This is a genomic window from Vescimonas sp. (assembly GCF_057856985.1).
In genome coordinates this window covers 116,676-127,812 of the sequence record NZ_DBLZXX010000001.1, presented here as the reverse complement: position 1 = coordinate 127,812, position 11,137 = coordinate 116,676, and the positions used below count along the sequence as shown (strand labels likewise).

The window sequence follows — 11,137 nt, the reverse complement described above, 5'->3', positions numbered from 1 at the left end:
GTTTCTGCAAGAGCCGTACCGGAAAATTCACGAAAGCGTTACAATATCCCACAGTTTCCGGTAAAAAAGTTCGCATGCCGAACAAATTAAGAAATCGTAAAGCGATGGGACGGGAGAGTTTCCTCTCCCGTCCCATTTGTCGTTCATTTGTCCTCACACAACGCAGAAATCGCCCTCCGCGGCGGCGGCCAGACGGGCCGCCTTCTGTTGGCCCAGCGCCTCCTGCAGGGCCGCGATGATGCTGTTGGACACCAGGAAGCCCTTGGGCGTCAGCCGCCAGCCTCCCTCCGTCCGGACGGCCAGCCCCGCCCCCTCGTATTGCAAAAACAGCTCCTCCATGGGCTCGAACCGCTGGCGGTAGCGGTTTTCGAAGGTGCGGCGGTCGATGCCCGCCGCCGTCCGCAGCGACAGCATCACGTATTCGTAGTCCCGGGCCAGTGTGCTCTCCCCCTCGGACTCCGACAGCACCAGCCGCCCCGCGATGTACCCGTCCAGATCCCGCACGTAGCCGTACCGGACGCCGCCGAAATCGGAGTGCGCCCCGGGGCCGAAACCGGCGTACTCCTCCATGCTCCAGTATTTCAGGTTGTGGCGGGACTCCCGCCCGGGCTTTGCGAAGTTGGAGATCTCGTACTGCCGGTAGCCCGCCTCCTCCAGCGCCGCCACAGTGTAAAGATACATATCCGCCTGCGCGTCGTCATCCGGCAGCGTCAGCTGCTGCCGCTGCTGCCACAGGGGCGTGCCCTCCTCCACCTTCAGCCCGTAGCAGGACAGGTGCTCCGGTCCCAGAGCCACGGCGTCCGCCAGCGTCCGCTGCCAGTCCTCCATGGTCTGGTCCGGCAAACCGTAGATCAGGTCCAGACTGAGATTTTCGATCTTCGCCTTCCGCGCCGCCGTCACCGCCTGCTGCACCTGCTCATAGGTGTGTACCCGCCCGATGCGCCGCAGCAGCGCGTCATCAGTGGACTGCACCCCCAGCGACAGCCGGTTGAATCCCGCTCGCCGCAGCTTCCGCAGCTCGCGCCAGTCGCCGGCGCTGTCAGGATTGGCCTCCAGCGTGATCTCCGCGCCTCTGGCCACGTCGTACCTTCGCAGCACCGTCTGCAAAAGGCGTGTCAGTCGGGACACGCCCAGATAGCTGGGGGTGCCGCCGCCGAAATACACCGTGTCCACCTGCATACCGGCGGCGCGGGGCGCCACCTCCTCCAGATGCCGCACCAGCGCCGCGGTGTAGGCGTCCATCTTCTCCTCGCTGTGGGCCAGGGAGTAAAAATCGCAGTAGGCGCACTTGGCCTTGCAGAACGGGATGTGGACATACAGCCCCAGCACGGGCCTTTCTGCGGGCCGCCTCATGGCCGCACCTGGGGCGGCAGCATGGTCACTGCGCCGTAAAAGCAGTTGACCTTACAGCTGCGGCAGCCGATGCACTGCTCCGCGTCCACGGTGTAGATGCCATCCTCCCGCAGGAGGATACACTTCACTGGACAGAACATGGCGCACCAGCCGCAGCCGGTGCAGCTCACCTCGTCAATGACCGCCAGCTGTATGGCTTTTCGTCCAAAGGGATGTGCAGGGTCTGTCATGGACTCACCCGCCTTTCCTGAATTCGTCACATGTATTATATCCGCATCGGCTATATTTGACAACCCCGCATAGTTTGCCGCGCACCGGCGCACACTACGCGGGAAAGGATGTGACTGCCATGACCCCCGAGGAATATCAGGCGCTGGTAAAGCGCATGGCGCCCCGCTCCCCCATCCTGCGGGACACGGCGCTGGCCTTTCTGGTGGGCGGCGCCATCTGTGTGGTAGGCCAGCTGCTGTCCCACTGGTACGGCACGCTGGGGCTGGACGACTCCGACGCCGGCACCGCCACCTCCGTGACGCTGGTGTTCCTGTCGGCGCTGGCCACGGGGCTGGGCCTTTATCATAAGCTGGCCCGCTGGGCCGGAGCCGGTACGCTGGTTCCCATCACCGGCTTTGCCAACGCCGTGGCATCCCCCGCCGTGGACTTTCAGGCGGAGGGCCTCATCACCGGCACCGCCGTGAAGATGTTCACCGTGGCAGGACCGGTCATCGTGTTCGGCACCGCCGCCAGCGTGGTCTACGGTCTGGTGCTGTGGCTGGTGCAGCTGGCGTAAAAAAGAGGGAGACGCGCTGCGTCTCCCTCTTTCGTTGTCTCAGGCTCAGTTGTCCACGCGGTTGCGCCACTCCAGCTCCTGCTCCAGCTCGAACTTCAGCTTCTTGTTCTCCTCCACCAGCGTATCGTAGTGCGTACCCTGCACGTAGTACTTCACGAAGGCGAAGGTGGCCTCGTTGAACTCCTCCTCGGAGTATTCCGGCAGCAGGGAGCCGTTCTTGCGGCGCAGGCCCGTGACCTCCACCACCACCAGACGGCGCTGCTCCTCGCTGAGCTGGAACAGCTTCAGCGTCTCGGGGATATCCAGCTCCAGATCGTACCGCTCGTTGACGATCTCCAGCAGGCGGCGCTGCTCCGGCTTGGCGGAGACGATGACGCCGTGCTCGGCGAACAGGCGCTTGAGGTAGGACACGGAGACCTCCTCGCGGGTAATGGTGCCCTTGCCGATGCCGGTGAGCATGGTGTTGGACAGGTTCAGGCTGACATAGACCTCGTGGCCAGTGGTGGGATAGCTCATGTGGTACCTCCTGCATTTGCTGCGTCAAATTGGTTTTCCGCCGCTCAAAGCGGCCTTTTTTGTTCTGCTGTTAGCATACCACACGTCGCGGCAAATAGCAATACAAAGTTGTACCAAGTACGTTTATTTATACGAAAAAATGGCCTATTTTTTCGAAACTATGGCACTTTCTTCTACCAAATGTACCATACGACCCAAACGGTCCAAAAGCCACCCATGACAGGCCCGTTCCCCTCCCGCCGCAGCGCCGGATGGGCGAAAGAGGCGCCGCTCCTGAGCGGATGGAGCTTTCGTCAAGACAAGGCGCGGCGACGACGGCATACTGGGTGTATGTCGAGGAGCCGCAACGCCGTATTGGCGAAAGAAACACCGCTCAGACGCCGGTAAGGTCAAATGGCGGCGTATATTCCTCCTTCGCCGCCGTCCGCTCCTGGGTGAATCCGTCCACAATACCGCAGTTGCGCATGTACTCCGCGGCGGCGCGGTACTCGGCGCGGGTGACGCGGCGGGCCAGACGCCCCTGTGCGTCGGGCTGGGGGGTATACTGGCTCATCAGCGAGAACAGCACGTCCCCGGGCCGGAACGTCCGGGCCACCCAGTCCATGACGCGGCGGCTGTTGTCCGGATATCCCGGCAGCACCAGATGGCGGATGACCACGCCCCGCCGCAGCAGGCCGTTCTCTATGACATAGGGTCCCGTCTGGCGGAACATCTCCTGAATGGCCGCAGCGGCCACGGGGAAATAGTCCGGTGCGGCGGACAGCTCCGCCGCCAGACCGCCGTCAGCGTACTTCATATCCGGCAGCCAGATGTCCACCAGTCCCTCCAGCCGCCGCAGCGTCTCCACCTTTTCATACCCGCCGCAGTTATACACCAGCGGCACGGGGAGCTTCGGCTCCAGCGCCGGCAGGATCCAGGGCAGGAAGTGGGTGGCGGTGATGAGGTCGATGTTGTGCGCGCCCTGGGCGATCAGCTCCTCAAAGATGGCGCGGAGCCGCTGGGGGGTCACATCCTTGCCGAAGCCCTCCGCCGAGATGGCGTGGTTCTGGCAGTAGCAGCACCGCAGGGTGCAGCCGGAGAAAAACACCGCGCCGGAGCCGTTGGTGCCGGAGATGGGCGGCTCCTCCCAGCGGTGCAGGGCGGCCCGGGCCACTCGAATGCCCACGGGCATGCCGCAGAAGCCGCTGCCCCTCTGCTCGGTGCGCTGCGCCCCGCATTCGCGGGGACAGAGACGGCAGATCATACGGCGTGGATGTCGAAGTCCGGTCCCAGATCACCGGCGATCCAGTGGCGGCGGCACAGGCCGATATACTTGTCGTTGGCGCCCAGCACCACCTGCGCACCCTCCTTCACCACGCGGCCCGTCTCATCGAAGCGGGCATTGAACGCCGCCTTCTTGCCGCACCAGCAGATGGTCTTGACCTCCTCCAGCTTGTCCGCCAGCACCAGCAGGTGGTAGCTGCCCTCGAACAGCTCGCCCTTGAAGTCCGCCCGCAGGCCGTAGCAGATGACGGGGATGCCGCAGTCGTCCACCAGATGCACCAGATAATAGACCTCCTCCTTGGTGAGGAACTGGGCCTCGTCGATGATGATGCAGGCGTAGCGCTGTAAATCTGCGTCCGCCATGGCGCGCATCTCATCGAAGTAGATGCAGGGGTGCTTCAGGCCGATGCGGGAGTAGACCATGTGGTCGCCGTCGCGGGTGTCCAGCCGCGGCTTTACCAGCAGTGTCTCCTGTCCCCGCTCCTCATAGTTGAAGCGGGCCATCAGGGCGTTGGCCGTCTTGCTGGAGCCCATGGCGCCGTATTTGAAGTAAAGCTGAGCCATTGTCATTTCTCCTTTTTTATCTCATTCCTCTGCGGTACTGCCGTCCAGCGCCGCCGTAAATACCTGAAAGGCCGAGGGGATGGCCCGCTGCTGCCGCGCCGCTGCATCGGCCCACAGCCAGTCCGGCTCCCCCTCCCCCGCCGCCGTCAGCAGGTAGCCGGTCATGCGCCAGCGGAGATGGGTGAATTCGTGCTTGGCGTGGAGGATCTTCTCCCACCGCAGCGGCGTCACGTGCCACTCCGCCAGCTGCGCGGCGGCGGCCGCCTCGTCCAGCTCCCCCTCCACGTGGGGGAACTCCCACAGCCCCGCCAGCAGTCCCGTGTCCGGCCGCTGCCGCAGGGCCGCGGTGCCATCCTCTTTCTTCATGATGAACAGGGTCAGACGCACCTCGCGCTTCTCTTTTTTCTTCTCCCGCACCGGCAGAAGCGCCTGTGTCCCGTCCCGCTTCGCGGTGCAGAAGCCTGCGGCGGGACACCGGTCACACAGGGGCTTTCCGTTGGGCAGGCACACTGCCGCCCCCAGGTCCATCAGGGCCTGGTTGAAGTCCCCGGGCCGGTCCTGGGGCATGGTATCGGCCATGGCCTGCCGGAACGCGGCGCGTACCTTTGTCTCCAGCACGTTACGGCTGTCGCCGGTGAGCCGCGCCGCCACCCGCAGCACGTTGCCGTCCACGGCGGGCACGGCCTGTCCGAAGGCGATGGACAGGATGGCCCCCGCCGTGTAGTCCCCGATGCCTGCCAGACGCCGCAGGTCGTCATAACTGTCAGGGAATTCGCCGCCGAAATCCTGCACCACGGTCTGCGCTGCTCTTTTCAGATTGCGGGCGCGGCTGTAATATCCCAGCCCCTGCCACAGCCGCATCAGCTGCTGCTCCGGCATGGCGGCCAGCGCCGCCACATCCGGCGCGGCGTCCATAAACCGTTGAAAATAGGGCAGTACCGCCTGGACGCGCGTCTGCTGGAGCATGATCTCCGACACCCACGTGCGGTAGGGGGACACCTCCTCCCGCCAGGGAAGCACCCGCCGGTTGGCGTCGTACCACGCCAGCAGCGGGGCCGGTAATTTTTGTAAGCTCATCAGTTCCATTGTTACCTGTTAAAGCGCGCGGCGTAGCCGCAGCGGCGGCACAGCTCCTCGGCGGGGCGGCGGGCATCGAAGCCCTTCTGAATGGCCCGGGCCCGGGGCGATGCCAGTATGTCGTCCATCTCCTGTGACAAAAGGTTCCCCAGTGCCAGCCGTCCCTCGCTGTCCAGACAGCAGGGCACCACTGTCCCGTCACACAGCACGGCGATCTGCTGGCGCAGACCGTAGCAGAACTGGGTATCCTGCGGGGCCTGCCGGGGGTCGGGCCAGTCGAACTTCTCCCCCTCCTCCAGATAGAGATTTTCCTCCAGCCTGCGGTTGCCGCGGCGGTCTCTTGGCAGGGTCTCCGTATTCTTCTTCATCATGCGGTCCAAAACACGAAGTATCCGGAAATTTTCCGCGTCCGCGCCCCCCTGGTTCCACAGGCGCAGGGCGCAGATGACTCCCCCGCCCGCCAATGAAAGACAGCTATCCGCGACGCGCTCCACGTACTCCTCCAGCCCATCGCTGCGGCCGTTGCCCTCGAAGGAATGGAGGGAGACGCTGACCTTGTGGATGGCAGAGCTTTCCAGCAGCAGAGGCAGCTTTTCCGGCAGCAGCGTACCGTTGGTGGTGAGACAGACGCGGAAGCCAAGCTCCTCACAAATGTGCAGAATTTCCGCCAATTGTGGGTGCAGGAGCGGCTCTCCCATGACGTGGAGGTACAGAAAATCGGTGTAAGGCCGGAGCTTTCCCGCCAACAGGGCAAAGGTCCCCGGCGTCATAAAGCGCTTTTCCCGCGCCGTGCCCGGACAGAAAGCGCAGGCCAAATTGCACACGTTGGTGATCTCCACATAGGCGCGGCTGAACACGGCGCTTCCCCCCCTCTCCGGCGTTTTTGCCTCAGTCTTTGGGACAGTGTACCACAAATAGCCCCGTTTGAAAAGCGGAAATCCTTATAGGAAAGCCGTGGGTGCAAGCAAAAAAACGGCAGTCCGCCGGACTGCCGTTTTTTGGTGCTTATCTGCATTGTTTCCCGTGAAACATGGGAAAAGCGGAACATTTATTTGCCCTCACGGTCGTAGGCCACCACCACGCGGCGATTGGGTTCCGTGCCGATGGAGTAGGTGGTGACGCCCTTCACATCCTGCAGGGCGGCGTGGATGACATGACGCTCGTAGGCGTTCATGGGCTCCAGCGTCACGCTGCGGCGGTACTTGGCCACCTTGGCGGCCACCTTACCGGCCAGACTCTCCAGACTCTGCTCCCGCTTGGCGCGGTAGTTCTCCGCGTCCATCTGGATGCGGATGCGCTTGTCACTGCCGGTGTTGACGGCGTAGTTGGTCAGCTGCTGGATGGCGTCCAGCGTTTCGCCGCGGCGGCCAATGAGCTGACCCAGCTTGTCGCCCTCGAGAATGACCTTATAACGGCCCTTCTCCACCTCGTAGACCTTGACCTGGGCCACGCTGTCCATATGCTCCAGCAGACCGGTGACAAAAGCCACGATGCGCTGGGCGTTCTCGTCCTCGCACAGGGGCAGGTCAATGGTGGGGATATCCTTCTTTTCGGGGCGCTCCGTCTGCTGGGGACGGTCCGTGCGGGGAGGACGGGCAGGCCGGTCATTCCGGTCAGGGCGGTCGTTACGGGGACGGGCGGGGCGGTCCTCCGCCTTGGGAGCGGCAGGCTTTGCGGCAGGCGCCGCGGGCTTTTCCTCGGCGGGCTTCTTCACAACAGGCTTGACAATGGGAGCCGGCTCGGCCACAGGGGCCTCCTCCGGACCGTAGGTCAGACGAACACGGGCAGGGCTGCTGCCGATGCCCAGAAAGCCGCTCTTGGCCCGCTCCAGGATCTCCACAGACACGTCGTCGCGGTCCATTCCCAGCTGCTCCAGGCCCTTTCGAATGGCCTCCTCCTCAGTCTTGCCCGTTACATCGATATAACTCATAGACAAAACTCCTTATCAGTTGTCGTTGTAGTGATCCTCGCTGAAGGCGCGGCCCCGTGCGTAGGGGCGCTGGCCCACGCGGCCGGCTTCCGTGGTGCTGCCGCCGTACTCGCCGTCGGAGGACTTTTTCTTCTTCTGGGGCTGGGGCTTCTTTTCGCCCTTGCCCGACACCATCTGCTGGTTATAGTTCTCGCGGGCCGCCTGCATCTTGGCATAGCGCTTCTCCCGCTTCTCCCGCTCCTTGTCGGTCTCCTCACGGTCCAGGATCTTATTGAAGTACTTGTTCAGGAACAGCTCCTGGATGCAGGAGAACGCGGCGTTGCAGATCCAGTACACGCACAGAGCGGCGGGCAGGATGTAGCCCATCCACACGGTCATCAGGGGCATCATGTACATCATGGCCTTGCCGGAGCCGTTCATCTGGGTGTTCCCATTGCTCTTCATGGAGATCATGGTCATCAGGAACTGCAGACCGGCGGAGATCAGCGGCATGATCAGGATGCCGATGACGGGCCAGCCGCCGGAGGGGAACTGGCTGAACAGGTCCTTGCCCACAGCGGACAGATCCATGCCCAGGAAGTTGTAGTTCAGGTCGATGAGGCCGGCAAACTTACCGTCAAAGTCGGCCCAGTGCTCGTGGATGAATTTGGCCAGATAGATCTGCTCGTAGGCAGCGGCCTGACCGTCTGTGGCGGCGACGTAGCCCAGAGACGTGGCCAGAGTGGTGATCTCGGCGATCACGCTCTGGGACAGGCTCATGAAGTAGCGCAGCGGCGTGCGGATGATATAGTACAGTGCGATCAGAATGGGGAACGGCAGGAAAGACCACAGACAGCCGGACATGGGGTTCACGCCCTCCCGGGCGTAGAGATCCGCCATCTCCTGCTGCTGCTTCTCCCGATTGTTGGCATACCGCGTCTGGATGTCCTTGATCTTGCTCTGCATGCGGTTCATGCGCAGCATGCTCTTCTTGCTCTTGAGCTGGAAGGGCAGCAGCACCAGCTTCACCAGCAGGGTGAACAGGATCAGGGCCACGCCATAGGAACCCGTCCAGGTGTAGAACAGACGGGTCAGCCACGCGAACGGTACGCAGATGTAGTATCCGAGTTGTGCAAACATGGATGATCTCCTTCGTTGTGAAATAAAACGAGGCTTTCAGGATTTTCAGGGCACCGGATCATACCAGCCGCCCTTGTGGAAAGGATGGCACCGCAGAAAGCGCTTCAAGGCCAGCCATCCGCCTCTGGCCGCGCCGTACTTCTCAATGGCTTCCAGCGCATATTGAGAGCAGGTGGGCACAAAGCGGCAGCTGGGGGGAAACAGAGGTGAGATGGAACGGCGGTAAAACCGGATCAGGGACAGCAGCAGCTTTTTCATGCGTCCTCCCGCAGCAGCTCCAGTTGGGAAAGGCAGTGCAGATACTGCTTTTCCAGCTTGGCATACGGCATGTCCACCGCCCGTACACGGGCCACCACGATCAGGTCGTAGCCCGGGATCAGCTCCGCCTTATGCAGGCGGTACAGCTCCCGCAGGCGGCGGCGGACGCGGTTGCGCACCACGGCATGGCCCAGCTTGGTGGACACAGTGACCCCCAGGCGGCTCATGCCCTTTCGGTTCTTCAGGCAGTAAACCACCACGCCGCCGGAGACGGCGGAGCGGCCCCTGCGATAGATGCGGCGGAAGTCGCCGTTCTCTTTTACCGTAACTCGCGCGTCCATACGTTCCCTCTTTTTCTTCAGCGCAGTCTTTTGGAGAAAGACCAGTAGGGACGGCAGATATCCACCGTCCCTCAAGGCTTTATCTCACTGTGCGATGCACTTTCCGCGACCTCAATGGGTCAGGCGAGCGCGGCCCTTGGCACGACGGCGAGCCAGCACCTTGCGGCCATTGCGGGTGGCCATTCTCTTGCGGAAGCCGTGCTCCTTGGAGCGCTGGCGCTTCTTGGGCTGATAGGTACGGAACATTGCATGACACCTCCATCTTCAAAAAAATATCCGGCGGCGGAACAGAGCCGCCGCTCTTACTCGACAGCAGAGGACGTTGTTCCCTGCCGCAGTCGACACATCAGACGCCATAAAACGGCGCGGAATACATTATACATAACGAAAACTGTCATGTCAACATAAAATTGCCCACTGCCGCCGCATTTCACACCCTGCCCCGCCGCAGAAAAACTGCTTTATATTTAGAATATGTAGTAGCTTTTTTCCACAGGGTCTGGTATAATGTACTGGGATATTTTGCGCCCTCACGGGTGCATTTCCGCGCGTACACAGAAAACACATCACAGGAAAGGAGAGCTTCCTTTGAAATCACTGTCAGATCTGTGGGACAGTATCCTCGCCCGTCTCAGCGGCGAGCTGTCCGACATGACTATCAAGACCTGGTTTGACGAGATCACCGTGGTGACCATGGAGGATTCGGCGCTGGTGCTGCACTGCAGCAATCCGTTCAAGAAGAACACGGTGGAGGCCCGGTTCCTCCCCCACATCAAGGCGGCGCTGAAGGACATCTTCTCCACCGATCTGGAGGTAAAGATCCTCAGCGACGAGCAGCTGGCGGCCTATCACGGCGTGGCGCCGGACCGGCCGGGAAACCTGTTTGATTCCGACGCCTTCACCTTTGAGACCTACGTGGTGGGCCCCCAGAACAAGCTGGCCTACGCCGCGGCCAAGGCGGTGGCGGAAAAGCCGGCGGAGGGCTTCAACCCCCTGTTCATTTACGGCGAGTCGGGACTGGGCAAGACCCACCTGCTCTACGCCATCGCACACCTGATGCGCAGCCGCCGTCCAGAGTCCCGCATCGTCTATATCAAGGGCGATGACTTCACCAACGAGCTGGTCAGCTCCATCCGCGAGAACCGCAACGCCGAGTTCCGCGAGAAGTACCGGCAGGCCGACATCCTGCTGGTGGACGATATCCAGTTCATCGCCGGCAAGATCCAGACCCAGGAGGAATTCTTCCATACGTTCAACACGCTGTATGAATCCGGCAAGCAGATCGTGCTGACCTCCGACCGGCCGCCGCGGGAGATGACACAGCTCAGCGACCGCCTGATGTCCCGCTTCGAGTCCGGCCTGATGGTGGACGTAGCCCCGCCGGACTTTGAGACACGTCTGGCCATCATCCACAACAAGGCGGCGCTGCTGGGTGTGAAGCTGCCCAACGAGGTAATGGACTACATCGCGGAGAACGTCACCACCAATGTCCGGCAGCTGGAGGGCACCCTCAATAAAATACTGGCCTACCGCGATCTGCTGGGAGACCAGGTGGACGAGGAATCCGTGGGCCGCGCCGTCCGCGATATGCTCAAGCGCAGCAACGAGTACGTTCCTTCTCCCAAGGTCATCATCAGCTATATCTGCAGCTACTATAACATCGACGAGGAGACACTGCGGGGACAGAGCCGCAGCCGCGACGTGGTGGCAGCCCGTCAGCTGGCCATGTATCTCATCCGGCGTATGCACGCCACGTCGCTGGACGGCATCGGCAAGGAGTTCGGCAACCGCGACCACTCCACCATCCTCCACTCCCTGGACAAGGTGGAAAAGCAGATGCAGACCGATCCCAAGTTCGCCGAGCGGGTCAAGGAGATCACCACCAACATCAGCAGCAAGCGATAATGCTTTTTCCACAGGGATCGTGGT

At 62.2% G+C, this 11,137-nt stretch carries 14 protein-coding genes; 2 read left to right on the top strand and 12 right to left on the bottom strand.

Annotated features, from left to right (window positions below; all coding sequences use genetic code 11):
* Positions 1-153: 153 nt before the first annotated feature.
* Positions 154-1,353 (bottom strand): radical SAM family heme chaperone HemW, encoded by a 1,200-nt coding sequence (hemW, locus tag ACZM22_RS00615; RefSeq protein WP_489542763.1) that lies wholly within the window; start codon positions 1,351-1,353, stop codon positions 154-156.
* Complete coding sequence (locus ACZM22_RS00610; RefSeq protein WP_483268170.1) at positions 1,350-1,583, bottom strand: ATP-binding protein; 234 nt, start codon at positions 1,581-1,583, stop codon at positions 1,350-1,352. The genes hemW and ACZM22_RS00610 overlap by 4 nt, the downstream gene beginning before the upstream one ends.
* A gap of 119 nt (positions 1,584-1,702) precedes the next feature.
* Between ACZM22_RS00610 and spoVAC the strand changes: the two genes are divergently transcribed.
* A complete protein-coding gene (spoVAC, locus tag ACZM22_RS00605) occupies positions 1,703-2,140 on the top strand; it encodes a stage V sporulation protein AC (RefSeq protein ID WP_483268171.1) in 438 nt (145 codons plus the stop codon).
* A 45-nt stretch (positions 2,141-2,185) separates the two neighbouring features.
* On the opposite strand, the gene ACZM22_RS00600 is transcribed toward spoVAC, so the two are convergent.
* The 10 genes from ACZM22_RS00600 to rpmH form a co-directional block, all read right to left on the bottom strand.
* On the bottom strand, positions 2,186-2,656 hold the full coding sequence (locus ACZM22_RS00600) for a hypothetical protein (RefSeq protein ID WP_483267299.1): 471 nt from the start codon (positions 2,654-2,656) through the stop codon (positions 2,186-2,188).
* A gap of 373 nt (positions 2,657-3,029) precedes the next feature.
* Positions 3,030-3,899: a radical SAM protein gene (locus tag ACZM22_RS00595; RefSeq protein WP_489542762.1), complete on the bottom strand. Its 870-nt coding sequence runs from the start codon at positions 3,897-3,899 to the stop codon at positions 3,030-3,032.
* The gene (locus ACZM22_RS00590) at positions 3,896-4,483 is read right to left on the bottom strand and encodes a thymidine kinase (protein ID WP_484423791.1); all 588 of its coding nucleotides are present in this window, start codon (positions 4,481-4,483) and stop codon (positions 3,896-3,898) included. The genes ACZM22_RS00595 and ACZM22_RS00590 overlap by 4 nt, the downstream gene beginning before the upstream one ends.
* A gap of 21 nt (positions 4,484-4,504) precedes the next feature.
* Positions 4,505-5,569 carry an A/G-specific adenine glycosylase gene (gene mutY, locus ACZM22_RS00585; RefSeq protein WP_489542761.1) on the bottom strand — a complete coding sequence of 355 codons (1,065 nt, stop codon included), beginning with the start codon at positions 5,567-5,569 and terminating at the stop codon, positions 4,505-4,507.
* Between the two features lie 2 nt (positions 5,570-5,571).
* A complete protein-coding gene (locus ACZM22_RS00580) occupies positions 5,572-6,417 on the bottom strand; it encodes a radical SAM/SPASM domain-containing protein (protein ID WP_489542760.1) in 846 nt (281 codons plus the stop codon).
* A 191-nt stretch (positions 6,418-6,608) separates the two neighbouring features.
* On the bottom strand, positions 6,609-7,490 hold the full coding sequence (jag, locus tag ACZM22_RS00575; RefSeq protein ID WP_484423794.1) for an RNA-binding cell elongation regulator Jag/EloR: 882 nt from the start codon (positions 7,488-7,490) through the stop codon (positions 6,609-6,611).
* Positions 7,491-7,505: 15 nt separating this feature from the next.
* Entirely contained in the window at positions 7,506-8,609 is a 1,104-nt protein-coding gene (locus ACZM22_RS00570; RefSeq protein ID WP_489542759.1) for a YidC/Oxa1 family membrane protein insertase, read from the bottom strand.
* A gap of 45 nt (positions 8,610-8,654) precedes the next feature.
* On the bottom strand, positions 8,655-8,867 hold the full coding sequence (yidD, locus tag ACZM22_RS00565; RefSeq protein ID WP_483267292.1) for a membrane protein insertion efficiency factor YidD: 213 nt from the start codon (positions 8,865-8,867) through the stop codon (positions 8,655-8,657).
* Positions 8,864-9,208, bottom strand: a complete 345-nt coding sequence (gene rnpA / locus ACZM22_RS00560) for a ribonuclease P protein component (RefSeq protein ID WP_484438689.1) — start codon at positions 9,206-9,208, stop codon at positions 8,864-8,866. Before rnpA ends, yidD begins: the two co-directional genes overlap by 4 nt.
* A gap of 111 nt (positions 9,209-9,319) precedes the next feature.
* On the bottom strand, positions 9,320-9,454 hold the full coding sequence (gene rpmH, locus ACZM22_RS00555) for a 50S ribosomal protein L34 (protein WP_021859246.1): 135 nt from the start codon (positions 9,452-9,454) through the stop codon (positions 9,320-9,322).
* A 342-nt stretch (positions 9,455-9,796) separates the two neighbouring features.
* On the opposite strand from rpmH, the gene dnaA reads away from it, so the two are divergent.
* Positions 9,797-11,113: a chromosomal replication initiator protein DnaA gene (gene dnaA / locus ACZM22_RS00550; RefSeq protein WP_484423797.1), complete on the top strand. Its 1,317-nt coding sequence runs from the start codon at positions 9,797-9,799 to the stop codon at positions 11,111-11,113.
* Positions 11,114-11,137 lie beyond the last annotated feature (24 nt).